The sequence below is a fragment of the Blautia sp. SF-50 genome (assembly GCF_900101315.1).
Taxonomy (GTDB): Bacteria; Bacillota; Clostridia; order Lachnospirales; family Lachnospiraceae; genus Blautia_A; species Blautia_A fusiformis.
This window is the reverse complement of sequence record NZ_FMUW01000020.1, coordinates 1-25,422: the sequence shown is the minus strand read 5'-3', so window position 1 is coordinate 25,422 and position 25,422 is coordinate 1. Positions and strand designations below refer to the sequence as shown.

General features: G+C 45.8%; 21 protein-coding genes and 1 other annotated feature. Of the genes, 19 read left to right on the top strand and 2 right to left on the bottom strand.

What is annotated here, in order from left to right:
- The first annotated feature begins 67 nt into the window (after positions 1–67).
- The 19 genes from BLP57_RS12330 (at position 68) to BLP57_RS12240 (ending at position 22,770) form a co-directional block, all read left to right on the top strand.
- On the top strand, positions 68–490 hold the full coding sequence (locus BLP57_RS12330) for a MarR family winged helix-turn-helix transcriptional regulator (RefSeq protein ID WP_015525496.1): 423 nt from the start codon (positions 68–70) through the stop codon (positions 488–490).
- A gap of 1 nt (position 491) precedes the next feature.
- Complete coding sequence (locus BLP57_RS12325) at positions 492–752, top strand: hypothetical protein (protein WP_330389450.1); 261 nt, start codon at positions 492–494, stop codon at positions 750–752.
- Entirely contained in the window at positions 749–1,426 is a 678-nt protein-coding gene (locus BLP57_RS12320) for a hypothetical protein (protein WP_092072070.1), read from the top strand. The genes BLP57_RS12325 and BLP57_RS12320 overlap by 4 nt, the downstream gene beginning before the upstream one ends.
- A gap of 135 nt (positions 1,427–1,561) precedes the next feature.
- Complete coding sequence (locus BLP57_RS12315) at positions 1,562–2,329, top strand: class I SAM-dependent methyltransferase (protein WP_330389449.1); 768 nt, start codon at positions 1,562–1,564, stop codon at positions 2,327–2,329.
- Positions 2,330–2,429: 100 nt separating this feature from the next.
- Positions 2,430–3,401 (top strand): hypothetical protein, encoded by a 972-nt coding sequence (locus tag BLP57_RS18315; RefSeq protein ID WP_242872623.1) that lies wholly within the window; start codon positions 2,430–2,432, stop codon positions 3,399–3,401.
- 4 nt (positions 3,402–3,405) lie between these two features.
- The gene (locus BLP57_RS12305) at positions 3,406–4,338 is read left to right on the top strand and encodes a DMT family transporter (protein ID WP_021652647.1); all 933 of its coding nucleotides are present in this window, start codon (positions 3,406–3,408) and stop codon (positions 4,336–4,338) included.
- A gap of 232 nt (positions 4,339–4,570) precedes the next feature.
- The gene (locus BLP57_RS12300; protein ID WP_092072068.1) at positions 4,571–5,107 is read left to right on the top strand and encodes a nitroreductase family protein; all 537 of its coding nucleotides are present in this window, start codon (positions 4,571–4,573) and stop codon (positions 5,105–5,107) included.
- Positions 5,108–5,319: 212 nt separating this feature from the next.
- Positions 5,320–6,348, top strand: a complete 1,029-nt coding sequence (locus BLP57_RS12295) for an alpha/beta fold hydrolase (protein WP_015525502.1) — start codon at positions 5,320–5,322, stop codon at positions 6,346–6,348.
- 201 nt (positions 6,349–6,549) lie between these two features.
- Positions 6,550–7,947 (top strand): alanine/glycine:cation symporter family protein, encoded by a 1,398-nt coding sequence (locus BLP57_RS12290; RefSeq protein ID WP_092072065.1) that lies wholly within the window; start codon positions 6,550–6,552, stop codon positions 7,945–7,947.
- A gap of 86 nt (positions 7,948–8,033) precedes the next feature.
- Positions 8,034–8,280 (top strand) — a binding site (T-box leader).
- 85 nt (positions 8,281–8,365) lie between these two features.
- Positions 8,366–8,869 carry a TRAP transporter small permease gene (locus tag BLP57_RS12285; RefSeq protein WP_015525504.1) on the top strand — a complete coding sequence of 168 codons (504 nt, stop codon included), beginning with the start codon at positions 8,366–8,368 and terminating at the stop codon, positions 8,867–8,869.
- Positions 8,870–12,202, top strand: a complete 3,333-nt coding sequence (locus BLP57_RS12280) for a TRAP transporter large permease subunit (protein ID WP_092072062.1) — start codon at positions 8,870–8,872, stop codon at positions 12,200–12,202.
- Positions 12,203–12,427: 225 nt separating this feature from the next.
- Positions 12,428–13,360, top strand: coding sequence for a GTP-binding protein (locus BLP57_RS12275; RefSeq protein ID WP_092072059.1), 933 nt, complete (start codon positions 12,428–12,430; stop codon positions 13,358–13,360).
- Positions 13,344–14,456, top strand: a complete 1,113-nt coding sequence (locus tag BLP57_RS12270) for a DUF3878 family protein (RefSeq protein ID WP_021652868.1) — start codon at positions 13,344–13,346, stop codon at positions 14,454–14,456. The genes BLP57_RS12275 and BLP57_RS12270 overlap by 17 nt, the downstream gene beginning before the upstream one ends.
- Positions 14,457–14,592: 136 nt before the next feature.
- Positions 14,593–14,826, top strand: a complete 234-nt coding sequence (locus BLP57_RS12265) for a hypothetical protein (RefSeq protein WP_015525508.1) — start codon at positions 14,593–14,595, stop codon at positions 14,824–14,826.
- 212 nt (positions 14,827–15,038) lie between these two features.
- A complete protein-coding gene (locus BLP57_RS12260; RefSeq protein ID WP_092072055.1) occupies positions 15,039–16,235 on the top strand; it encodes a CobW family GTP-binding protein in 1,197 nt (398 codons plus the stop codon).
- A 122-nt stretch (positions 16,236–16,357) separates the two neighbouring features.
- Entirely contained in the window at positions 16,358–17,308 is a 951-nt protein-coding gene (locus BLP57_RS12255) for a TIGR03943 family putative permease subunit (RefSeq protein WP_092072052.1), read from the top strand.
- 79 nt (positions 17,309–17,387) lie between these two features.
- Positions 17,388–17,966: an aminoacyl-tRNA hydrolase gene (gene pth, locus BLP57_RS12250; protein WP_015525511.1), complete on the top strand. Its 579-nt coding sequence runs from the start codon at positions 17,388–17,390 to the stop codon at positions 17,964–17,966.
- Positions 17,967–17,973: 7 nt separating this feature from the next.
- Entirely contained in the window at positions 17,974–21,300 is a 3,327-nt protein-coding gene (gene mfd / locus BLP57_RS12245; RefSeq protein ID WP_092072049.1) for a transcription-repair coupling factor, read from the top strand.
- A gap of 213 nt (positions 21,301–21,513) precedes the next feature.
- The gene (locus BLP57_RS12240) at positions 21,514–22,770 is read left to right on the top strand and encodes a hypothetical protein (protein ID WP_092072046.1); all 1,257 of its coding nucleotides are present in this window, start codon (positions 21,514–21,516) and stop codon (positions 22,768–22,770) included.
- Positions 22,771–22,875: 105 nt separating this feature from the next.
- Here BLP57_RS12240 and BLP57_RS12235 read toward each other — a convergent pair whose 3' ends face one another.
- On the bottom strand, positions 22,876–23,673 hold the full coding sequence (locus tag BLP57_RS12235) for an HAD family hydrolase (protein WP_242872622.1): 798 nt from the start codon (positions 23,671–23,673) through the stop codon (positions 22,876–22,878).
- Between the two features lie 10 nt (positions 23,674–23,683).
- Positions 23,684–24,898, bottom strand: a complete 1,215-nt coding sequence (locus tag BLP57_RS12230) for a DUF4317 domain-containing protein (RefSeq protein ID WP_092072040.1) — start codon at positions 24,896–24,898, stop codon at positions 23,684–23,686.
- Positions 24,899–25,422: the final 524 nt, after the last annotated feature.

The window sequence follows — 25,422 nt, the reverse complement described above, 5'->3', positions numbered from 1 at the left end:
AGTTGACAAATAGAGAACAATGCCATACAATCGTTCTAAATAGAACGAAAAGATATGGAGGAAGGCTATGTTTTTCTGGGATCAGCATAAAACGATAACAAGCTGTTATGAAAAAGTCACAGGGAGTGTATGTGAGAAATATCAGCTGACGCATATGGAATATGATATCCTTATGTTTTTACACAACAATCCACAGCATAATACTGCGGCTGAGATCGTTAAGGTCCGTAAGTCGACGAAATCCCACGTGTCCTCTTCTCTGAAAAATCTGGAGAGCAGAGGTCTGATCGAAAGGATCCAGAGTGCGGATAATAAGAAGCATATCGAGATCGTTTTATTAAATAAGGCAGATCGGATCATTGAAGATGGAATAAAAGCACAGAAGGAATTTGCAAAAATCGCTTTGGACGGCCTGACAGTGGAAGAGAAGCGTATTTGTAAAGAGGTATTTCATAAGATCTGCGAAAATGCGGATAAATATATGAGGTGAGATGATGAAAAAGAGATTTCATGTAAAGAAAAGGACTCTTTTGCTGATCGCGGGTATTGTATGGCTGATTGCCGGATTTAATGTTGCCAGACTTGGGATATTATCATACCGGGTGATCGATCGGAAGTGGTATCTGTATCTGTTTTCGGTCGTTGCTTTTTTCTATTCCGGTCTCGGCTGTGCACTGGCCCTGGCGGGGGTGGTATTTACCAGAAATTATTTTTGTTATAAACAATTGATCGTAAAGGAGCAGGAAGCATGAGAGAAAATAGTAAGAAAAACATGCCGGACATAATGGAGGCAATATTTGACGCAGGATATTTGATATTCGATCTGATCGCAGGAATTTTTTTCTTTGTATTTTCGAAGGGTAATCCTTTGTTTATCCTTTACGGAGTACTGACATTGACACTTTGTGGCGGAGATGCTTTCCATCTGGTGCCAAGGATCATCAGAGCTGTCCATGGAAGCAGCGAGAAGATCAGGAAACAGCTGGGAATCGGATTACAGGTATCCTCGATCACGATGACTGTATTTTATATTATTTTACTGTATGTATGGAAGCTTACCTTCCCGGAGCTGAATGCACCGGCAGCAGTGGAAGCAATGATCTGGATCTCTGCGATCATCAGGATCGTGGTATGCTTCCTTCCTCAGAATAACTGGTGTACAGATGATGGAAATATGAAATTATCCATCCTGAGAAATGCAGTTTTTGCAGTTACCGGTATCGGTGTGATCATTCTGTATGCGATCTCCGGAAATGCGAATGGGTATCACATGACAAGAATGGTTGCTGCGATCATCATTTCCTTTGGATGCTATCTTCCGGTAACCTTATTCAGCAAAACAAAGCCCAAGGTCGGATTACTGATGATCCCAAAGACCTGTGCATATATGTGGATCATTGCAATGGGACTTCAGCTTCTGTTTTAGGACAGCAAGCATTAAGTAATCGCCTGACTATGGATCAGACATTGGATGTCTGCAGCGTATTTTGGTACGTCTGCGGACATCTTTTTTTGAGATGAATTGCAATTTTTTTTGTAAAATTGTAGAATGAAAGAGCTTATGAAAAAGAGTCATGAAAGAGAGAATCAGGAAATGAATGATAAAATCGCAGTCTGTCTTGGAAAGGGCGGACAGAGAGATATGGCGGAAGCCTTTTGCAGGAGGACCGGAGCGCAGCTTCAGGATAAGCCGGGAGATTTTCTGACGGTGCGGTTTGATTCCAGGGGCGTTTCGCTGTCCGGTTTCGGGCTGACCTATCAGGGGGATTTTGTGGAGACGATGCTTCACAGAGTTACCAGAGGCAGACTTCAGCATGAGATGCTGGTGAAGGCGGTAAAGTCAGATAAGGAGGGAAGGAAGGCCATCGATGCTACGGCAGGAATGGGTGAGGATGCCTTTCTTCTGGCAGCCCAGGGCTATGAGGTGACGCTGTACGAGCAGAATCCGGTGATCGCAGTCCTTCTTAAAGATGCCATTCGCCGTGCCAAGAAAAATATGGATCTGAAAGATATTGCTGGTCGTATGAAGGTGATCGAGGGAAACAGTGTAGAAGGTATGTCAAAGCTTCTGGATCCTGTAGACGTGATCTATCTGGATCCTATGTTTCCGGCAAGACAGAAATCCAGCCTGATCAACAAGAAACTTCAATTGATCCAGAAGCTGGAACCACCGTGTTCCGGGGAAAAGGATCTTTTTGATGCAGCTATCAGAGCAAATCCGGATAAGATCATCGTCAAGCGTCCGCTGAAAAGTGAATGTCTTGCCGGCCGGGAGCCGTCTTATACATTGAAGGGGAAGGCAATACGATATGACTGTTATGTATTATAAAGTCAGACACTATCAATACAAAAATCGAATCGGAAATCTTAAGTCTGAAGCTGTAGGCGTGGTAAGCGGGGAAAAACATTTCCCCATATTTCCTGGAAATATGATTTTCAAGCCACTGACGAAATCCAAACCATTTTCCACGCCACTATATGCTTATGCAGAGGTGTTCTGGTCAACGATCATTAATGAATATTTTATGCCTGCGCCCAGGTATGAACTGGCCATCTGTGAAGGGTATGAGGCAGTAAATGAAAAATATCTTGACTACGGAACGGCAGTACCCATGGCCTATAAAGAAGGGGAATCCCTTTTGAATCTTCTGGAGTTTTTCAGGAAATATCCGGATGAAAAGGTAGATATAGATAATTATGTAAACTATTGTCAGATGTTTTATGATTATAGAGATATTTTTGAAGCTGATTTTTTGCAGGAGCATCAGGAAATGGCGGAACAGCTTGCCATGCAGGTACTGATCTCTGTCCTGAAGGGAGACCAGAATTATCATTATGAAAATGTAGCATTTCTCTGTGATAAAGATGGCGGGATCATAAGTCTTGCACCTATGATCGATCATGAATTTTCTACGTATTTTATGTTTCCGGACGATGTTTCCCGTCATGTATACTGGCTGATGGAATTAAGCAAATCCATCCGCGGATGGGAAGTCCGGCCTGGGGAATATGATAATTTCAAAGATCCGGAAGAACGGAAACTAATGGAAAAAAGTGCCACCTGTATTCATAAAAATCTCCTCTATATAAAAGAACATTATCCGCAGACAACGGAAGAATTTCTGGATAAAGCAGAAAAACTGAAAACAGCATTGACGGAAGCTTCAGAGGATTTTCTGATCCGGGGAAATACGGAATATCCGGACTGTGCGGATTCCAGTGCCTGGCTGATCGGAAAAGCCCGATACAAGGATAAAGATGAAGAGAAAGCCAGCGCTTATGAGGCGGAATTATACGGAAAGGGGAAAAAGCTTGATTTCCGGGACGTAAGTATCAGTGCAATAAATGAAATAAAAGCTGTGATCAGTCAGATGGAAGAAGTTTTGAGAAAGAGAGAATAAACAAATGGAACAAACAAAAACAATATTAAAAAAAACCTGGGTGGTGGCAGCGCTTGCCTGCGTCTGCTGTCTTCTCTGGGGGAGTGCGATCCCGCTGATCAAGACAGGATACCGTCTGATGCAGATGGATTCTGCAGATACGGCAAGTCAGATCGTTTTTGCAGGTGTGCGTTTTGCACTGGCAGGAATCCTTGTACTGATCTTTGCATCTTTGCGTGAACGCAAGGTTCTGCTTCCGGATCGAACTGTTCTGAAATATGCGGTGCCGGTATGTATGGCTCAGACGGTATGTCAGTATTTCTTCTTTTATATAGGTGTGGCACATACCTCCGGTGTAAAAGGCGCTATTATCACAGGTCTTGGGAATTTTATTGCGATCCTGCTGTCCTGCCTTGTTTTTCACAAGGAAAAAATGACCGGGCGAAAGATGCTCGGCTGTATCCTCGGTTTTGCTGGCGTGGTCGTGATCAATCTCATGGGAAATTCTCTGGATGCAGGTTTTAGGCTTACAGGAGAAGGATTTATTCTGATCGCGCAGTTTTCTTACGGAATGTCCACGGTGCTGATCAATATTTTTTCCAGAAAGGTATCTCCGGTGGTACTCAGCGGAACGCAGTTTACCATGGGCGGGATCATTCTGTTCCTGATCGGAAAAGGGATGGGAGGACATTTCGGAGTGGTAAATGCCGCCGGTATTGGAATCATCTTTTATCTGGCAATGGTGTCTGCAGTGGCCTATACACTGTGGTCAGTGCTGCTTGCCTGGAATGATGTATCCAGGGTAGCGATTTTTGGTTTTGTAAATCCTTTGTTCAGTGTGATCTTGTCTGCACTGGTTCTGGGAGAGGTACGTCAGGCATTTAATATGGGAAGTCTCATCGCACTGTTTCTTGTCTGTGTGGGAATTTATGTGGTAAATCAAAAAAAATCTTCATAAGTGGTATTGCAGTTATTGTTCCCAGGCAATATTTTTTGAAACGTGTTGCTGAGAACGGAGTGAACAGTAACGGTCGCAGAATGAACAGTAACGATGCCGGGGTTTTGAAATTGATTTCAATACGGCATTGTGTTAAAATGGCTCCATAAAAAGTGTGAACATAAAAATCCGTGCCGGAATAACTGCAGGATTCGGAAGCAGATCCTGCACCGGACAGATAAGGAGGAAAAATATGGAATTTCAGAAACTGATCGAAGAGAGAAGGACCATCCGTAAATACAGCCCGGAGAGCAGGATCACAAAAGAAGATCTTCTTGCAGTGATCCGGGCCGCTCAGGAAGCACCCAGCTGGAAAAACTCCCAGACCGGAAGATATTATTGTGTAATGTCCGAAGAGATGGTGGAGAAGGTCAGCAGAGAATGTCTGCCGGAAATGAACCAGGCAAAAGCAGAGAATGCCTCCCTGATCGTTACAACCTTTGTACATAACCATGCCGGATTTCAGAAAGACGGAACACCGGATAATGAGCTTGGAAACGGCTGGGGCTGCTATGATCTGGGACTTCAGAACGAGAATCTGATCCTGAAGGCAAAGGAGCTTGGATATGGAACCCTGATCATGGGACTTCGTGCCGGAGACAAGCTCCGTGAGATCCTTTCCATTCCGGAAACAGAAACGGTAGTGGCAGTGATCGCCATCGGAAAAGCAGCCGAAGAGCCTGCAAGACCGAAACGTAAAGATGTGGAAGATATTGTGAGATTTTATTAAATAATAGAAGAAATGCCCGGTACATATCAAAATGTTCGGGCATTTTTTAATGAGAATTAAAGAGCAAAATGGTCTGAAAAGGATTGCCTGGAGGAGTGAATTCTGTTATCCTGTAAGAAAACAGCTGTAACAATATGGAAGGGTTTTGAAAAGCAGAGTTTGGGAGAAGCAAAAAAGCAATACAGTAAAAGCAAGGGAGGTTTTTAACCAATATGCAGATCATACATGAAAATGAATACGAAGAAACCATGAAAAATATCGTAACGCCATATCTTCTGTCTCACAGAAGGGAACTTTATGTACCGGGTGCGGATTATCCGTTTCGTAACGAAAGCAAACGGATCACAGGTAAGATCCATATGCTGCAGTATCTGTCTGATATTGATATGCCTAAAGGTGTGGTAGTCATCAGCCACGGATTCACAGAATCAGCAGTAAAATATGATGAAGTGGCCTATTATTTTCTTAAGGAAGGCTATCATGTATATATTCCGGAGCATTGCGGTCATGGCCGCAGCTATCGTCTTACCGCAGACCCGTCTCTGGTCCACATCGATACATGGAGAAGATATATCCGCGATTTTCTGAAAGCATGCCGCTACATAAAGAAAGCACATCCGGATCTGTCACTTAACTTGTATGCACATTCCATGGGTGGTGCCATCGGTGGTATTGCTGCAGCTTGGGAGCCGGACTGGTTTCACAAGGTGATCCTTTCTTCTCCGATGATCCGTCCTCTTACAGATAATGTTCCGTGGCCGGCAGCCACCGGCATAGCTCTGGAGAAATGCATTTTCGGAAAAGATGAGGAATATGTAGCTGGCCGAAAGCCTTACGATGGCAGCGGTTCTTTTGAGACAAGCTCCGCAACATCAAAACCAAGATACGAGCGATACAAAAATCTCCGTGCAGAACATAAGGAGCTCCAGACCTGGTCTCCATCCTACGGCTGGCTCTGGGCTTCTGCGGAAATGAGCTGGTATCTGCGTCTCTACGGATGGAAAAAATATACGGCACCAATGCTGCTCATTCAGGCCCAGACTGAAGATCTGGTGTCTGTCCGTGCCCTGAAAAATTTTGCCGGAAAGATCAATCGCCAGGGAAAAACAAGCTGTGATTATATCCATATGATCGGAACAAAGCATGAGATCTATGGAAGCAGAGGTAAGATTCTGGAGAAATACTGGGGATATATATTTACATTCCTAGACGATACGGAAAATGATATTGATCACAGATAAGTATTTTTACTACAGGTGTATCACATATTTAACAACAGGATTGGCAGCTTTTATTCACTTTCTTTCTTTATCATAGTAAAATTATAAAGCTTTTCTCTTATACATTCGACAAAAAATGTGATATAATCTAACGAATCGTCTTTTTGTACAGACAAACGTACAATCCAAAAAGACAAAATTAAATAAGGGAAGGATTATAGAATGTTATCTGTTATTGAATCAGTGAATGCTGCCGTAAACAATTTTATCTGGGGCGTTCCTGCGATGATCTGTATTATTGGTGTAGGTCTTTATTTAAGTATCCGCATGAATTTTCTCCAGATTCGCAAATTTCCCTATGCCATCAGGGTCACTATCGGACGTATGCTTCGGAAAAGAGAAGCTTCCGATGGAAGTCTGACACCGTTTCAGGCTGTTTGTACGGCGTTAGCTGCTACCGTGGGAACGGGAAATATTGCAGGTGTGGCAGGTGCTATTGCCATCGGAGGACCGGGAGCCGTATTCTGGATGTGGATTTCTGCACTTCTTGGAATGTGTACAAAGTTTTCAGAAGTAACACTTGCGGTACATTTCCGCGAAACCAATGCCAACGGAGATCTGGTTGGAGGACCAATGTATTACATTAAGAATGGTCTAAAAAAACACTGGCACTGGCTGGCATATCTGTTTTCCGCTTTTGGTGTGCTTACTGTTTTCGGAACCGGAAATGCAACCCAGGTTAATACCATTACAACAGCTATTGATTCTGCACTGATCAATTACAATGTGATCGCTGCAGACAATACTTCTACGGTAAACCTTGTTATGGGGATCATCCTTGCGATCCTTGTGGCAATGATCCTGCTTGGCGGAATCAAAAGGATCGGCCAGGTTACAGAAAAGCTGGTACCGTTTATGGCATTGTTTTATATTATTCTTGCCGTTGGTGTAGTTATCATCAACTGGAAAAATGTTCCGGGTGTTTTCAGCGCTATCATCAGAGGGGCATTTAATCCGGCATCTGTGACAGGCGGCGTGGTAGGAAGCTTTTTCATGAGTATGAAAAAAGGTGTTTCCAGAGGTATTTTTTCCAATGAGGCAGGTCTTGGTACCGGTTCTATCGCACATGCCTGTGCAGACACCAGAAAACCTGTAAAACAGGGGTTTTTCGGGATCTTTGAGGTATTCACGGACACGATCGTGATCTGTACGCTGACAGCGCTTGTCATCCTCTGCAGTGGGGTGCCGGTTGGTTATGGCGCAGCAGCAGGAGCGGAGCTTACCATCAGCGGTTTTACCAGTACATACGGAAACTGGGTTTCCATCTTTACAGCAGTTGCCATGTGCTGCTTCGCATTTTCCACTATCATTGGATGGGGACTTTACGGAGCCAGATGTGCGGAGTTCCTTTTTAAGGAAAAAGCTATCAGACCTTTTATGGTACTGTACTCTTTGGTAGCGATCATCGGCGCAACTGTTGACCTTGGACTTCTCTGGAGTATCGCAGAGACCTTCAACGGTCTGATGGCGATCCCTAACCTGATTGCAGTATTCCTGCTTTCCGGTGTGGTTGTAAAGCTTGTGAAGGAGTACTTCGCTGGAGAAGGAAAGAACGCCTGAAGGAGTTTTTGAAAAAAAAACTTGACTATCAAAACAAACAGAGTTAGAATTGGTTTAGCTCATTAAAGAGTTAACACATAACAGAAGTAAATTCCATGAAGGGAATCAGTAAAGACAGAGGAACCGTCTTCAGAGAGCTGTGACTGGTGTGATGCAGCGTCGGAACTGCCTTGAATATCATCCCTGAGAAGGAAAGCCGAAAGTTTCAGACAAGTAAGTAGGTTTTCACGGGTGCTTCCCGTTACAGAAGTCGCGTATGCCGGTACGTTGCAGAATCGTGCTTGTTTCAATGGAGAAACAGGGTGGTTGCGGAATTTTATATCCGTCCCTGAAAGGGGACGGATTTTTTTTATCCAAAACATTTTAAACCACGCGGTAAGGATCTGAAACCGGAAAAATATACAAAAGGGGAAAGAGTATGAAAGTGTACAAAAAACTCATGAACGCACTTGCAGCAGTAGAAAAAATCGTACTGGTCATTTCCACACTGCTGATCCTTGTGCTGACTGTGGGAAATGTATTTTCCCGTAAGGTCATCCATCGCTCATGGTCTTTTACAGAAGAGCTTGTTGTAGCGGTGTTTGTTCTCATCACACTTCTGGCAGCAGCACTTGCCTGCCGTGAAAAAGGAGGACTGGTAAGTCTGACACTGGTTACGGACCGTCTTCCGAAAAAACTGGAAAAACCATCTGTGATCCTGATCACGGTCCTGAGTATTGTTTTTTCCGCAATTTTATTTAAATATGGAATGGACAAAGTTCTTACACAGCTGGCAAACGGCAAGAGAACTTTCGTATTGAACTGGCCGGAGTGGATCTTCTGGTCCTTCGTGCCGATCGGAGCAGGCTGTATGATCCTTCATTTTATTGAGTACTGCCTCGACTTCTGCCTGAAAAAAGATGATGAAAAGGAGGACAAATAAATGATCAGTGCAATCTTATTTATCTCCTTCTTTGTTTTCCTGATCCTGGGACTTCCCATTGCGATCTGCTTAGGTCTGTCATCTGTATGTGCCATCCTTTATTCCGGTACATCTCTGACGATCGTAGCTACAAATATGTACTCTGGAATCAGTAAATTCCTGCTTCTTGCTATCCCGTTCTTTGTTCTGTCCGGAAACATTATGGCAAAAGCCGGTATTTCCAAACGACTGATCAACTTCGTAGATACCTGCGTAGGACATAAAAAGGGCGGTATCGCCATTGTATGTGTTATCGTAGCCTGCTTCTTCGGAGCAATCTCCGGTTCCGGTCCTGCAACGGTTGCGGCACTTGGAGCAGTTCTGATCCCGGCTATGGTTGAGCAGGGCGGTTTCTCTGCACCGTTTTCCACGGCATTGATGGCAACCTCCAGTTCCATCGCTATTGTCATACCGCCGAGTATCGCATTCGTTGTATACGCTTCTATCACAGGGGTATCTATTGCAGATATGTTTATGGCTGGTATCGTTCCGGGACTTCTGATGGGTGTTGCTCTTGTGATCATCGTTATGATCGAGGCAAAGAAACATAACATTCAGCCATCCCGTGAAAAAGCTTCCGCAAAAGAGCGCTGGGATACATTTAAAGATGCATTCTGGGGATTCCTGATGCCGGTTATCATCCTCGGAGGAATTTACGGCGGTATCTTTACACCAACTGAGGCTGCAGCCGTATCTGTTGTTTACGGTCTGTTTGTTGGTATGGTGATCTACCGTGAGGTTAAGCTCAAAGATCTGTTTGACATTCTTGTGGATTCTGCAAAGACAACTGGTGGAATCATGCTGATCGTAGCGAGTGCTTCCCTGTTCTCTTTTGTATGTACCAAGTTTGGTATTGCAAATGCGGCATCTGAGCTTCTTGCCGGCATTGCACATAATCAGTTTACCTTCCTTCTGATCGTAAACATCATTTTCCTGATCGCAGGATGCTTCATTGATGCAAACTCTGCGATGTACATTTTTATACCGATCATGCTTCCGGTATGTAAGGCTCTGGGCTATGATGTGGTAGCATTCGGTGTTATGGCAACAGTTAACCTTGCGATCGGACAGGTAACACCTCCGGTAGGTGTAAATCTTTTCGTTGCCATCAGTATCAAGATCAAAAAAGGTCTGGAGGTTACTCTTCAGCAGATCTCCAGAGCAGTTATGCCGATGATCGCTGCATCCGTTGCAGTTCTTCTGATCATCACTTATATTCCGGCTGTTTCCACAGCTCTTCCGAAGGCTCTTGCAAAAGAGGGCTCCTATACAGGAGACCAGTCTTCTGACACAGAAAGCCAGAGTTCCAAGGATTCCGGAGATGGAAGTGATTCCTTTAATACCATCGCGGATTACAGTGATCTTGACTGGCCGGAGATGACATGGAACTTCGCATGCTCTACAACTGAAACAAGTACCTGGGCTGACGGAGGACGTAAGTTTGGTGAGCTTATGGAAAAAGCAACCGGCGGAAAAGTCAAGGTTAATATTTACGCAGCAGATCAGCTGACAAACGGAAATCAGTCCGAGGGAATCCAGGCACTGATGAACGGAGATCCGGTACAGATCTCCATGCATTCCAATCTGATCTATTCTGCATTTGACCCGAGATTCAATGTAGTATCCCTGCCGTTTATCTATGATTCCTACGATGACGCGGATGCAAAATTTGACGGTGAGGCCGGAGAAAAGCTGAAAGAGATCCTTGGTGAGTACGGACTTCATTGTATGGGAATCGCAGAGAATGGTTTCCGTGAGCTGACAAACAGCAAGCATGAAGTAAAAACAGTAGACGACATGAAGAACCTGAAGGTTCGTGTGGCCGGTTCCAACCTTCTTATGGAATGCTATAAGAGATGGGGGGCAGATGCCACAAATATGAACTGGTCTGAGACCTACACAGCACTTCAGCAGAATACGGTAGAGGGTGAGGAGAACCCGTTGCCTGCGATTGACGCAGCCAGTGTACAGGAGGTACAGCCGTACTGCTCCACGTGGGATGCAATCTATGATTGTCTGTTCTTCTGTATCAACCAGGATATCTATGACAGCCTGACACCGGAACAGCAGCAGGTTGTTGATGAGGCAGGCCAGAAGGCTGTTGAGTATGAGCGTTATATCAACCGTTCCGGCGACGAGGAGATCATGAGCCGCTGGGAGAAGAGCAACGGTGTGACCTTTACAAAGAAAGAGGATATGGATATCGATTCCTTCAAGAAAGCAGTAGACGGAATCGACGACTGGTTTGTAAAGGAGCTTAAGAGTGCAGGCTATGACGATGCACAGGATCTTGTAGATCTGTTTACAGAGGATTCGGTAGATACCGTGGAGGATTACAGTGATCTGAACTGGCCTGAGACAACCTGGAACTTTGCATGCTCCACAACGGAGACAAGTACCTGGGCTGATGGAGGACGTAAGTTCGGTGAACTCATGGAAAAGGCTACCGGAGGAAAGGTCAAGGTTAACATTTACGCAGCGGATCAGCTGACAAACGGAAATCAGTCCGAGGGAATCCAGGCATTGATGAACGGAGACCCGGTACAGATCTCCATGCATTCCAATCTGATCTATTCTGCATTTGATCCACGCTTCAATGTGGTATCCCTGCCGTTCATCTATGATTCCTACGATGATGCAGATGCGAAGTTTGACGGAGAGGCCGGAGAAAAGCTGAAGGAGATCCTTAACGGCTACGGACTTCATTGCATGGGTATTGCAGAGAACGGATTCCGTGAGTTGACAAACAGCAAGCATGAGGTAAAATCTGTAGATGATATGAAGAATCTGAAGGTTCGTGTAGCCGGCTCTAATCTTCTTATGGAGTGTTATAAGAGATGGGGGGCAGATGCTACAAATATGAACTGGTCCGAGACCTACACAGCACTTCAGCAGAATACGGTAGAGGGTGAGGAGAATCCGTTGCCCGCCATTGATGCAGCCAGTGTACAGGAGGTACAGCCATATTGCTCCATGTGGGATGCAATCTATGACTGCCTGTTCTTCTGCATCAACCAGGATATTTATGATGCGCTGACACCGGAGCAGCAGGCTGTTGTTGACGAGTGTGGTCAGAAAGCTGTTGAGTATGAGCGTTACATCAACCGTTCCAGTGATGATGAGATCAAAGCACGCTGGGCAGACAAAAACGGTGTGACCTTCACAGAGAAAAAGGACATGGATATCGATTCCTTTAAGAAAGCAGTAGACGGTGTAGATGACTGGTTTGTTCAGGAACTGAAAAAACAGGGCTATAATGATGGTCAGGATCTGGTAGATCTGTTTACAAAGTAATCTTCATATATGTTTATAAAAAGATAAAATAGCCGGAAAGAGGCAGTTCTGAGAGGATTTTTCAGGACCGCCTCTTTTCTTTGCGGAAAAAAGATTATATACTGATAGCAGTCCGGCATTTGTCGGGCAGGAGATTATTGAAATATGACCGGAACATAAGTAAAGCATATATTCGCATTTATTTTACTGTATGCTCCGGAGAGTTGATAAGGTAAAGGAAGAAATATGATAAAGATCGATCTGATAACCGGATTTCTCGGATCCGGAAAGACAACATTTATAAAAAAATATGCCTCCTATCTTCTGAAAAAAGGCATGAACATCGGGATCCTGGAAAATGATTTCGGGGCAGTGAATGTGGATATGATGCTGCTTCAGGATCTAATGGGTGACAACTGTGAGTTGGAGATGGTTTCCGGCGGTTGTGATGCGGACTGTCACAGACGGCGATTTAAGACAAAGCTGATCGCTATGGGAATGTGCGGTTACGACCGTGTCATCGTAGAACCATCCGGAATCTTTGATGTGGATGAGTTCTTTGACGCCCTCCATGAGGAACCGCTGGATAAATGGTATGAGATCGGAAATGTGATCGCCATTGTGGATGCGAAGCTGGCAGAGGATCTTTCAGCGGAAGCGGATTATCTGCTGGCTTCCGAGGTGGCAGATGCAGGCTGTGTATTATTGAGCAGGAGCCAGGAAGCCACGGTGGAAGAGATCAGCAGCACAAAAGAGCATCTCAACCGTGCACTTGGCCAGATCCAGTGCAGGCGCTGTCTGGACAGTGAGATCCTCACCGGAAACTGGGATGAGCTCACAGACACAGACCTGGAAAAGATCCTGGATTGCGGGTATGTGGCAGAGGATTACGTGAAGGAATCCTATGCGGAAGGCGGCGGATTTGATTCTCTGTTTTTTATGAACGTTCATAAAAGCGAGGAGGAACTTCATGAAACTGCAGAAAGGATCCTAAATGATCCATCCTGCGGAGATGTTTTTCGCGTAAAAGGTTTTCTCAGAAAAGAAGATGGACAGTGGCTGGAGCTGAATGCTACCCGCCATGAGATCTGCATCCGGCCGGCAAAGCTGGGACAGGAGATCATGATCGTTATTGGGGAGAAACTGAATAAAGAGGTAATTGATGGATACTGGAAATAATACTGCAGGAAAAACAGCACCGGAGAGATATGTCTCAGAGAAGGCCTTTGAAGAGCTGCCAGATACCTTTCAGAAGCTTGCAGAGCTGCTTGGAGAAGATCAGTTTGAACTGGTGGCAGTGAATGATGAGAAAGATCCGCAGGATCAGAAAGCAGCTTCAGAAAGTGCTTTTTCGGAAGCAATTGCGGAAAAGTCCGATGACAATATGTACAGAGTGGATTCTTATGTAAAAAACGGAGAAATCCGCCTTGTGTATCTTATGAATGATGCGGTAGAAAGCTTTCTTGTTTTTGGAAATGCCCGTATGACAGGTGTATACAAACCGGATTACGAGGGCGAGATCCTGGCAGATTTAAGCCGGCAGGGTAGAGAATATATTCTTGTGGTCCACCAGGATGATTCGGTGGTGACTTTGTTTTTTGAAACCCTGTCTCTGGAAAAACATCTCTACGATTACAGCCGGATCGGTCATTTCTGGGTAGAAGGGTATGAATACTTACGGCAGCTGGAATATCGGCTGGCGATCCTCCGCGACAAATATGATTATATAGGCGGGGACAGCTGCAACGCTCTGGAGGAGAAGCTTTCTGCACTGGTGGAATTTCCGCCATTGAATTACTGCTGTTATCCGGCTGTTCCGGAAAAGTATATTGTTCCCAGGGAAAATCCGTGGATTCCCTCGGAAAAGGCATTTGAGGTAATGGGAGAGATCGCAAGGCAGGCAGGAGACCGTACCTTTGTCAGGTGGCTTGAAATTTACCGGAAACTTCCGTTTAAATGGGTAGCACGGAAACTGGCAGGAATGCTTCACCGTACAAAACACATCCAGGTAACGATGTGCCTTTCTGAAAAGCTGCGGGAGGCTTCATCCGGATATGGGAATCGTTCTTTTGGAAAAGAAGCCGATGAAGAGCTTAGAGTTCTTACAGAAAAAGCCAGGACAAAGCAGGCAGAGCTGAACGAGCAGGGTATGGGATCCGAAGTACTCAGGGAAGAACCGTTTACCATTGCCAGAGATTCTCTGGGATTTAAGGTTTATCTCATGAAATGGAACAAAGGAAGAAAAGACTGTACCGTTGAAATTGAAGAAATATGACGAAATATATATAGATCCGTAGAGAATATCTGTGAAGTGTTTTTGCCCGGCAGGGATTGCTTTTTTAAAAACACTGGGGTATAATCTAACGGAAAGAGTTAAGAACAGCCCTTTAATAAGAAAGGAGATTTTTAAAATGAAAGTAACACATATTACAGATATTGATAAATTTTTTGAGGTAATTGACAGCTGCAAGGGTAGAGTAGAGCTTGTAACAGGAGAGGGAGACAGACTGAACCTGAAATCCAAGCTTTCCCAGTATGTATCTCTTGCAAACATCTTTTCCGCTGGTGAGATCCCGGAGCTTGAGATCGTTGCAGCAGAGAAAGAGGATATCGACAAGCTTATGAACTTTATGATCAACGGCTGATAGGAAGAACGATTTTCAGGGATGTGAGCTTTTCACATCCCTCTATTAATCTGAATATAAAGCAGAATAGGAATGTCTGTTTTGTAAAATGGATATAATGACAGCAGATACAGAAACAGGTAATTTTTTCTCTGTCATCATGAGCATAACAGGATACAACCAGGGGGTATAATACTTCCTGGTCAAACTACGTTAAAAGGAGTGTATACAAAATGGTTAAAATTGATATTATCTCCGGTTTCCTTGGCGCCGGAAAAACAACTCTGATCAAAAAACTTCTGAAGGATGGATTTCAGGGTGAGCAGGTAGTGCTGATCGAGAACGAGTTCGGTGAGATCGGTATTGACGGCGGCTTCCTGAAAGAGGCAGGGATCCAGATCCGTGAGATGAACTCCGGATGTATCTGCTGCTCTCTGGTAGGAGATTTCGGAACTTCCCTGAAAGAAGTCGTTACCAAATATAACCCGGACAGAATCCTCATCGAGCCATCCGGAGTTGGTAAACTTTCTGACGTTATCAAGGCTGTACAGGGCGTTCAGGATGAGGTTGATATCAAACTGAACAGCTATACAACTGTTGTTGATGCAAAAAAATGCAAAATGTATATGAAGAACTTCGGTGAGTTCTTTGATAATCAGATCCAGTATGCAGGTGCTATCATCATGAGCCGTACTGATATTGCAAGTGAGAAAAAGGTTCAGGAGTCCCTGGAGCTTCTCCGCAGCCTGAATAAGGATGCTGCTATCATTACAACTCCGATCGAGAATCTTGACGGTAAGAAGCTGGTAGAGGTTATGGAGCATCCGGTATCCCTGGAGCAGGAGATGCTTGAGGAGGAGCATGAGCATCATCATCACCACGACGGAGAGTGTGGCTGCGGCCATGATCATGAAGAGCATGAGCATCACCATCACCACGACGGAGAGTGCGGCTGTGGCCATGATCATGAAGAGCATGAGCATCATCACCATGACGGAGAGTGCGGTTGTGGCCATGATCATGAAGAGCATGAGCATCACCATCACCACGACGGAGAGTGCGGCTGCGGCCATGATCATGAAGAGCATGAGCATCACCATCACCACGACGGAGAGTGTGGCTGTGGACATGACCACCACCATCATCATGCAGATGAGGTCTTCACAAGCTGGGGCCGTGAGACTATTAAAAAATATACACGTGAGGGACTTGAGAAGATCCTTGAGGCACTTTCCGAGTCTGATAAATACGGTATCATCCTCCGTGCAAAGGGAATGCTTCCGGCAGAAGACGGAACATGGATCTATTTTGATATGGTTCCGGAAGAAACTGAGATCCGTGAGGGGGCACCAGAATATACAGGCCGTCTGTGCGTGATCGGTTCTAAGCTTGACGAGCATGCACTGGAGGAGCTTTTCGGGATCGCATAAAGCATATGATAAAATAAATGTCCGTTTTGACGCAAAGCCAAAGCGGAATACAGATATAGATTGTTACAGAAAGGAAATAGATACTGTACATTAAACCGTACAGTATCTGATGGGATGGATTTATGGAAGAGACCAGAGTACCCGTTTATCTGATCACAGGTTTTCTGGAAAGCGGCAAGACCTCTTTCCTGAGCTTTACCCTGCAGCAGGATTACTTTCAGATCGATGGAAAAACACTGCTGATCCTTTGCGAAGAGGGTGAGGAAGAATATGATGAGGAAGCACTGAAACAGTGCAATACCGTTGTGGAGAGCATTGACAGTGAGGAAGAGCTTACACCGGAACGACTTGCGGCAATGGAGATCCTGCATCAGCCGGAGCGGGTGATCATTGAGTATAATGGCATGTGGCTGGTAAGTAAATTCGAAGAAATGGAAAAACCGGAAGGCTGGGGCGTGGAGCAGCATATCACCTGTGTGGATGCAAGCACATTCCAAGTCTATATGGCGAATATGAAGTCCCTTTTTATGGACATGGTCCGCAATGCGGATATGGTTATCTTTAACCGCTGCCAGGAGAACGATCCGCTTCCTTCTTACAGAAGAAGCATTAAGGTGGTGAACCAGCGTGCGGAGATCATCTTTGAGGATGAAGAGGGCGAGCTTGGTGATCTTTTTGAGGATGAGATGCCATTTGATATTGATGCGCCGGTGATCGATATCCTTCCGGAGGATTATGGTATCTGGTTTGTGGATTCCATGGATCATCCGGACCGCTATGTTGGAAAAACCGTTCACTTTAAAGCACGTGCCCTGAAGCCGCGTGGAATGGGAAGCAAATTCTTTGTTCCCGGAAGAACAGCCATGACATGCTGTGCAGATGATACCACATTCCTTGGTTATATCTGCAAGAGCGCTTTTGCTCCGAAGATCGCAGAAGGCCAGTGGGTGGATGTTACTGCGAAGGTTGCGTTTGAGAAGAGAATGGAATATCAGGGAGAGGGAGTCGTACTTTACGCAGAGCATGTAGAAGTTTGTGAGCCACTTGCTGATGAGATGGTATATTTCAACTGATACGATCAGAGCATTTGTATGTCTTAAGGCATAAGAGGGCCTGACATTGAAACAGGTAGATTACAGCTGAGGAGTTTTTATGTATTTAATTGCAGGTTTGGGAAATCCGGGAAAGCAGTATGAGGCTACACGCCACAATATGGGCTTTGACACCGTTGACTGTCTTGTGGAGAAGCATAATATCCCGCAGGGCGGCGTAAAATTTAATGCCATGTATGGAAAAGGTATCATTGGCGGTGAAAAAGCTATTCTGATGAAACCGCTTTCCTATATGAATTTAAGCGGCGGTCCGATCCAGGAGATGTCCGGCTATTTCAAGATCGATCCGGAGACAGAGCTGATCGTGATCTACGATGATATCGATCTGGAGCCTGGGCAGCTTCGTATCCGCAAAAAAGGCAGTGCAGGCGGACATAACGGGATCAAGGATATCATCCGCCGCCTTGGAACTGAAAAATTTATCCGCATCCGTGTTGGTGTCGGTGCAAAACCGAAAGACTGGGATCTGGCAGATTTTGTGTTGGGTCATTTTTCGGACAGTGATCGCAAGCTTGTGGATGAAGGGATCAATGATGCGGCAGAGGCTGTGGAGATGATCCTGTCCGAGGGCGTAGATGCGGCGATGAATAAATATAACAGGAAAAAGCCTAAGAATTGAGGTTTGTATGGAAGCATTTTTGCATCCTCTGCAGGGTCTTGCAGAGTTTGGGGAAATAAAAAAGCGCTGTGGCGCAAACTGCGGAATTCTTAATGTTTCCGGATGCATGGAGTCCCAGAAGGTCCATCTGATGTATGGACTTTCCGGGCTTTTTCCATATCATCTGATCCTTGCGGATGATGAGCGCAACGCAAAGGAAATCTATGAGGATTACCGATTCTATGACAAAAATGTATATTTTTATCCGGCAAAGGATCTTCTGTTTTTTCAGGCAGATATTCACGGAAATCTTCTGATCCGGCAGCGGATGCGTGTGATCCGGGCACTTCTGGAACAGGAAGAAGTGACCGTTGTTACCAGCATTGACGGATGTATGGATTTCCTGATGCCGCTGGAAAAGATCAGAAGCAGACTTCTTCATTTTAAAAGTGACAGTGTGATCGATCTGGATCAGCTGAAGGAAGAGCTGGTAGAGCTGGGGTATGAACGCACTGGTCAGGTAGAGCTTCCGGGGCAGTTTTCTGTGCGTGGAGGAATCATTGATATCTATCCGCTGACAGAGGATAATCCCTGGCGTATCGAACTGTGGGATGATGAGGTGGATTCTATCCGGAGCTTTGATGCGGAAAGTCAGAGATCTCTGGAAAATGTAGATGAAATTACGATTTATCCGGCCGCAGAAAAGATGGACGGAGAAGATATGGTATCCTTTCTGGAGTATTTTCCGGAAGAAAAAACACTGGTATTTCTGGATGAACTGAACCACCTGGCAGAAAACGGCGAGGGTGTGGAGGAAGAGTACCGTCAGAGTCATATGCACAGAGAGGAAAAAGGCGAGGCAAATCTTCCGGAGCAGTGGCTATGTGGCTTTCAGGAACTGCAGAAGAAGCTGAACAGACGGAATTGTGTGGCTGTATCCGCACTTTCTCCCAGACGTTCCGGATGGAAGATCAATGAGGAATTTGATCTTACGGTGAAGTCTGTAGATTCTTATAACAGCAGCTTTGAACTTCTGGTAAAGGATCTCCTTCAGTATAAGAGTCAGGGATACCGGATCGCATTGCTCTCCGGTTCCAGGACCAGGGCGGAGCGTCTGGCAAAGGATCTTTCAGAGGAAGGACTGAATGCTTTTTACAGCCAGGACATGGATCGTATCATCAGTCCCGGGGAGATCATGGTGGTCTATGGTCACGCAAGACGTGGCTTCCAGTATCCGCTGATCAAATTTGCAGTGATGACGGAAACCGATATTTTCGGCAAAGAGCAGAAAAAGCGTAAAAAAAAGAAAAAGTACAGCGGAAACAGGATCCAGGATTTTGCAGAGCTTTCCGTTGGTGATCTTGTTGTTCATGAAAAGCACGGACTGGGTATTTACCGTGGAATCGAAAAGGTAGAGGTTGACCGTGTTGTGAAGGATTACATCAAGATCGAATACCGGGGCGGCAGTAATCTCTATATCCTGGCAACCCAGCTGGATGCTTTGCAGAAATATTCAGGATCCTCCGAAAATGCAAAAACGCCCAAGCTGAACAAGCTTGGCGGTCAGGAGTGGAATAAGACCAAGAGCCGTGTTAAGGGTGCAGTAAAAAATATCGCAAAAGAGCTGGTTGAGCTTTATGCAGTACGCCAGGAGAAAGAGGGGTATGTCTGCGGACCGGATACCGTATGGCAAAAGGAATTTGAGGAGATGTTTCCTTATGAGGAGACAGAGGATCAGCTGGCAGCCATTGAGGATACCAAGAGAGATATGGAAAGCACCAGGATCATGGACCGTCTTGTGTGTGGTGACGTTGGTTACGGAAAGACGGAGGTGGCTTTAAGAGCTGCGTTTAAGGCAGTACAGGAAAGCCGGCAGGTGGTTTATCTGGTCCCTACTACCATTCTTGCCCAGCAGCATTACAATACCTTTGTACAGCGTATGAAAGAATTTCCGGTGAAGGTGGAGCTTCTCTGCCGTTTCCGGACATCTGCCCAGCAGAAAAAGACCATCGAAGGGATCAAAAAGGGGCAGGTAGATATTGTGATCGGCACCCACAGAGTTCTTTCAAAAGATGTGGAATTTAAAAATCTTGGACTTCTGATCATTGATGAGGAGCAGCGCTTTGGTGTTACTCACAAGGAGAAGATCAAGCAGATGAAAAAAGATGTGGATGTACTGACGCTGACGGCAACGCCGATTCCGAGAACTCTTCATATGAGTCTCATCGGTATCCGTGATATGAGCGTTCTGGAAGAGCCGCCGATGGATCGTGTGCCGATCCAGACATACGTTATGGAGTACGATGAGGAGACTGTTCGGGAAGCCATCCGCAGGGAGCTTCGCCGGGGGGGACAGGTGTATTACGTGTATAATCGAGTCAATGACATTGCCGAAGTAGCCCTTCGGATATCCAGACTTGTGCCGGAGGCCAGAGTGGATTTTGCACATGGACAGATGAGTCAGAGGGAACTGGAGCAGGTAATGTATGATTTTATCAATGGAGATGTGGATGTACTGGTTTCCACCACTATTATTGAGACAGGACTGGATATTTCCAACGTAAACACCATGATTATCCATGATTCGGACAGATATGGCCTTTCCCAGCTTTATCAGCTCCGTGGGCGTGTAGGACGTTCCAACAGGACTGCTTATGCATTTCTGATGTATACCAAAAACAAGATGCTCCAGGAGACCGCGGAGAAACGGCTTAGCGCTATGCGGGAGTATTCAGACCTTGGAAGCGGTTTTAAGATAGCTATGAAGGATCTGGAACTTCGTGGAGCAGGAAATCTTCTTGGTGCTCAGCAGCACGGGCATATGAACGCAGTTGGTTATGACCTTTACTGCAAGATGCTCAGTGAGGCTGTCAAGGAGGCAAAGGGAATCCGGACTATGGATGATTTTGAGACGACCATTGATCTCAACATCGATGCGTTTATCCCGGATTCCTATATCAGCAACGAGTTCCAGAAGCTGGATATTTATAAGCGTATTGCCGGTATTGAAAGCCAGCAGGAATATGATGATATGCTGGAGGAACTGATCGACCGTTTTGGGGAGCCGACAAAAGCTGTGCTGAATCTTCTTGCCATTGCAAGACTGAAGGCTCTTGCCCATCAGGGATATGTGACGGAGATCAAGCAGCTTGGAAAAGATGTCCGGATCACGCTCTATGAAAAGGCCAAGCTGGATCCCGCAGGTATCCCGGCTATTATGGCGCAATACCGGAGAGGTTTGCAATTTAAGGCGGATCATGAGCCGAAATTTATCCTGACACCACAGGGAAGGCTGATCGAAGAGCTGATGAAGTTTGCGGGGGAGCTGGCAAAACTGGCAGAGCCACTGGAGTAAAGGGAAGAATCAGCTAAGCTTAGGGTTATCCACGGGAAAAAACATCCGGTTTGTGGATACCGGATATTTTCCCGGAAAGACTTGTGGATAATTTGTGAAATGTCGTGTAAGTTCGTGAAATTCCTTGCTCTTAAAGGTGAAAACGTTTATAATCAAGTATTATGGAATAAGAGCCGGACCGTGATTCTTATGGACGGATAGATGGAGGATGAAATGAGAAATTCAGTAAAGAAAGTGGCAGTTACTGCTCTTGTCTGCGTTACAGCGGCAGGAATGATGGCAGGCTGCGGAAATAAAAAACTCGATGGTACAAAGATCGCAGTGACAGTCAATAAGCAGGAAATCCCGTTTGGCGTTGTAAGTCTGGCAGCACGTATGCAGCAGGCACAGGCTGAGGCAATGTACAAGATGTATCTTGGCGGCGGAAACGATATGTCTATCTGGAGTACCAAAATGGATGATTCCGATGAGACTTACGGTGAAAATGCGGTAACAACTTCTGTTGAAACTGTTGAAAAGATGTGTCTGGAGAAAGAACACGCTTCCGAGTATGATGTTGAAATCACAGATGATGAGCAGAAGGCTCTTGAGGAAGCTGCCAAGAACTTCATGGCTGCCAATTCTGATGAGACAATTGCAGAGCTTGCGGTTGATGAAGATATGGTAAAGACTTTCCTCGAGCTTGAAACATACGATGTGAAGATGAAGGATGCCATTGAAGCCAAAGCGGACGTGAAGCTGGATGAGAAAGAATATCAGCAGATGTCCTTCAGCTATGCAAGTGCAAAGGTCAGCGGAGATGATCTTTCCGATGATGATATCAAGAAGAATAAAGAGAATCTTCAGAAGTTTTATGACAAGGTTAAAGAGGATCCGGCTGCAGATTTCAATACTCTTGGAGATGAGATCTCCAAGGATATGACCGCAACAACCGGAACATGCCCTACCTATGAGGAAGGTGATGACAGTGCTGCCAACGGAACTACTTATCCGGATGAGGTTCGTACCGCTTTAAGAAAGCTGGACGAGGGTGCACTGAACGAGGAAATCATAAAGACAGATTCCGTATGGTATGTTGTGAGACTGGATTCCAAGAATGATAAAACTGCAACGGAGAGTAAGAAAGAGTCTCTGACAAACACCAAGAAGGATGATTTCTATAATGATACAACAGATGGCTGGAAGAAGAAAGCTGATATCAAAGAAGAGAAAAAATTGATTAAGAAGATCAAGATCACAGATAATCACAGCTTTACAATCCAGACTCCAACTCCGACACCGGACCCGGATGTAACTGAGACACCGACAGCAGATTCTGCAGAGGCTGAGGCAACCGAGACACCGGCAGCTGAGGAGCAGACCGATGTGACCGAGACACCGGAGACAGAGGGAGATTCTGCAAAGGCTGATGAGGAGACTGCAGACAGTACAGAATCTGAGGCAGCTGCTACACCGGAAGCTGAGAAATAAGATACAATGTTTACAATGGAATGATAAGAGAAAAGACAACGAGCCGTGTACGGGTTTATCGTACACGGCTCGTTTTTGTAATGCTCATGCCTGCTTTACGGATCATCAGATCAGATTGAGATGCTCTAGTGCGTGAAGGATCCCGTCCTTGTCCACTGAGTCTGTCTGGTATGTGCAGTGCTCTTCGATGCCTCCGTAAGCATTTCCCATAGCAACGCTGACTCCGGCAGCTTTCAGCATGGGAAGGTCGTTGGGACTGTCTCCGAATGCATAGCAGTCTTCCTTGGGGATGGAAAGGCGGTCCAGGAGAAATTCCATGCCTGTGGCTTTGCTGGTACCCTTTTGTGTGACTTCCCAGATTCCGTCTCCGTGATCAAAATAGGTGTAATGATCATTACAGAAGCTGCGGAATTTTTCGACATCGGAATCTGGCAGCATATGTACCAGGAATTTGTCATAAGAGTAAGTGCAGGCATCCTCCCGATTGAATTTCGTGATGTCGACCATTGGAATTTCTTTTCGCATTTTGACTCCGAATTCGGACTGGGCCGGAGATGCGCCATCATACAGGATCTCAGTGTTGGATTCAAAAATTGCCTCGATCTTGCATTTGCGGAGAAGGTCTACGGTTTCCTTGCACAGAAGATTTGGGACTGTACGGAAAAAAAGCAATTTGTTGTCCATGTAAATGTGGGTTCCACAGCCGTATATATAGCCATCGAAATGAAGCTCTGAGAGTGCAGAGGGCATCATTACTTTGGTGCGGCCGGTGTTGATGAAAAGAAGATGACCGTTTTCATGGGCTTTTGTGAGGGCGCGGCTGGTGCTCTCCGGAACCTTGAAAGGGTGAGGCGTAAGCAGTGTGCCGTCTATGTCGAAGAACAGGATTTTTTTATCGTTCATAAGGTCTCCTTTAAAATGGGATTTCTTCTTCGGTGTTACTGTTATCAATGTCAGTAATATCATTAACAGGAAGCGGTTCTGCTGATGTATCTTCAACAGAGTTCAATGTGCTGACACGGATGCCGTTGAGTTCTATTTCACTTTCCATGGGGATCACAAGGCATTTTCGACCATCGATGATGCGGGTTTCTACCAGTTCTGCCCGGTCCGGTGCTACGTGGATCACCACGTCAGGGGTTTTGATCTCGAATTTCCGGGTGTTGGTGATGTTGGATGCTACCAGAGCTGATTTTTCTCCTGCGGCAAGCTCATACTGTTCATCGAAGTTCTGGAGCTTTTCGTCTTCTACGCCGCATTCTTCGAAGAGACGTTTGACTTCGGATTTGGTGAGGACAACAGGTTCCGGTTCGTCCTTCTGGGATTCGATGAGATCGTTGAGCTTTTCATGGATCTCAAGGACTGTGTCGTAGGCACAGTCATCACCAAGGGTTTCTTCCACCAGAGCATTGAAGGAGTCACGCTGGGTTCCGGCAGATAGTGGTGTGGTGCAGCCGAAGACTTCTTCCATCATGGTGGAGCGGAGATTTTCGGCGTTTTTGGTGTAGTAGAGAAGTCCGTGGATATCGGTACTGCGGTCGTTGAACTGTGGGAAAAGGAAGCCCCAGTCAGGCATTTCTACCAGCCAGTCCCGGATACGGTCTTCAATATTGTTTGTCTCTGCATTGTAATGCAGGCCTGCTTTGGAGAGCTTGACCGGGCAGATACTGCAGAGGATGTGATCGTAGATCTCATCGGAAGCGTCGAACATTTCGGCACCGTCGGAGGATTTGCCGGGGATGTCGTAGACTGCGTGGATGAGGATGATGTAGTAGTTTTCACCGTAGTCGTAGTTTTCTATGATTCTGTCGTAGAAGGCTTCGGTGAGGGTGTCGTCGGTGAGTTTGCTTTTGCGGAGTTTCATGAGGAAGTTTTGGGTTCCGCCTTCAGCTTCCTGATCCAGGGGAAATTCCATGTTGATGAGATTTTTTCCGATGGTGCCGGTGAGGGTTTTTCGGAAGATGTCGAAGTATTTGAAGGTTTCTTCCTCTGATAAGGATAAGAAGGCTTCTTTGAGTTCGGTTTTTTTGTTTTTTTCACCGTCTACGTAGCAGCCGCAGATGCGGGTGATGGAGCAGCGGTCAGGGGTGAATTGTTTTTTTATTTCTGCGATTTCTTTTTTGTTCATGTGTGGTTTACCTCGGTTTTTTAATTAGTTTGATTATAGCACAGGTGTTTGGTGGGGGCAAGATGACACGGACGGACGTGTGAGATTTGCAGCAGAAGTCCGGGTGCCGTCGTTTCGCCTGGTCATACTAAGCGTTTGAGGTGTCTCACGGAGCGGCCGGCCCATAACTCGCCATGTACGCTGATGCGTACCTGGCTCAGACAGATGGGCCTTACCCTGCGGCTTGTGGCCGCCGGGTACCTCTCCGTGAGACACCTCAGACGCTAAGTATGGACCAAGGCTCACTCCAAAGCACCCGGACTTCTGCTGCAAACCTCACACTGTGCGGTCATGGTGGGAGGGATAGAGTGGTCTGACGGGAGTTGGATGAGCCATCAGCGCTGCGCTGGATGGCTGGGAGGAAAGGCTGAGTTTCCTTGTGGTTTGGAGGGGAGGTTGTGAGCGTCGGCGCGTTGCTGGACGCCTGTAGTTTGGAAGCTTGAGATTCTATGTGTTTGCCGGGAGGTTGTGAGCGTCGGCGCGTT

Bases quoted from the DNA above. Each gene is read 5' to 3' on its own strand.
- BLP57_RS12255 (WP_092072052.1), top strand. From the start codon at position 16,358: ATGGAAGAGACCAGAGTACCCGTTTATCTGATCACAGGTTTTCTGGAA.
- BLP57_RS12280 (WP_092072062.1), top strand. From the start codon at position 8,870: ATGATCAGTGCAATCTTATTTATCTCCTTCTTTGTTTTCCTGATCCTG.
- BLP57_RS12235 (WP_242872622.1), bottom strand. From the start codon at position 23,673: ATGAACGATAAAAAAATCCTGTTCTTCGACATAGACGGCACACTGCTT.
- BLP57_RS12275 (WP_092072059.1), top strand. From the start codon at position 12,428: ATGATAAAGATCGATCTGATAACCGGATTTCTCGGATCCGGAAAGACA.
- pth (WP_015525511.1), top strand. From the start codon at position 17,388: ATGTATTTAATTGCAGGTTTGGGAAATCCGGGAAAGCAGTATGAGGCT.
- mfd (WP_092072049.1), top strand. From the start codon at position 17,974: ATGGAAGCATTTTTGCATCCTCTGCAGGGTCTTGCAGAGTTTGGGGAA.
- BLP57_RS12230 (WP_092072040.1), bottom strand. From the start codon at position 24,898: ATGAACAAAAAAGAAATCGCAGAAATAAAAAAACAATTCACCCCTGAC.
- BLP57_RS12260 (WP_092072055.1), top strand. From the start codon at position 15,039: ATGGTTAAAATTGATATTATCTCCGGTTTCCTTGGCGCCGGAAAAACA.
- BLP57_RS12315 (WP_330389449.1), top strand. From the start codon at position 1,562: ATGAAAAAGAGTCATGAAAGAGAGAATCAGGAAATGAATGATAAAATC.
- BLP57_RS12290 (WP_092072065.1), top strand. From the start codon at position 6,550: ATGTTATCTGTTATTGAATCAGTGAATGCTGCCGTAAACAATTTTATC.
- BLP57_RS12300 (WP_092072068.1), top strand. From the start codon at position 4,571: ATGGAATTTCAGAAACTGATCGAAGAGAGAAGGACCATCCGTAAATAC.
- BLP57_RS12285 (WP_015525504.1), top strand. From the start codon at position 8,366: ATGAAAGTGTACAAAAAACTCATGAACGCACTTGCAGCAGTAGAAAAA.
- BLP57_RS12270 (WP_021652868.1), top strand. From the start codon at position 13,344: ATGGATACTGGAAATAATACTGCAGGAAAAACAGCACCGGAGAGATAT.
- BLP57_RS12240 (WP_092072046.1), top strand. From the start codon at position 21,514: ATGAGAAATTCAGTAAAGAAAGTGGCAGTTACTGCTCTTGTCTGCGTT.
- BLP57_RS12330 (WP_015525496.1), top strand. From the start codon at position 68: ATGTTTTTCTGGGATCAGCATAAAACGATAACAAGCTGTTATGAAAAA.
- BLP57_RS18315 (WP_242872623.1), top strand. From the start codon at position 2,430: ATGATTTTCAAGCCACTGACGAAATCCAAACCATTTTCCACGCCACTA.
- BLP57_RS12305 (WP_021652647.1), top strand. From the start codon at position 3,406: ATGGAACAAACAAAAACAATATTAAAAAAAACCTGGGTGGTGGCAGCG.
- BLP57_RS12265 (WP_015525508.1), top strand. From the start codon at position 14,593: ATGAAAGTAACACATATTACAGATATTGATAAATTTTTTGAGGTAATT.
- BLP57_RS12325 (WP_330389450.1), top strand. From the start codon at position 492: ATGATGAAAAAGAGATTTCATGTAAAGAAAAGGACTCTTTTGCTGATC.
- BLP57_RS12320 (WP_092072070.1), top strand. From the start codon at position 749: ATGAGAGAAAATAGTAAGAAAAACATGCCGGACATAATGGAGGCAATA.
- BLP57_RS12295 (WP_015525502.1), top strand. From the start codon at position 5,320: ATGCAGATCATACATGAAAATGAATACGAAGAAACCATGAAAAATATC.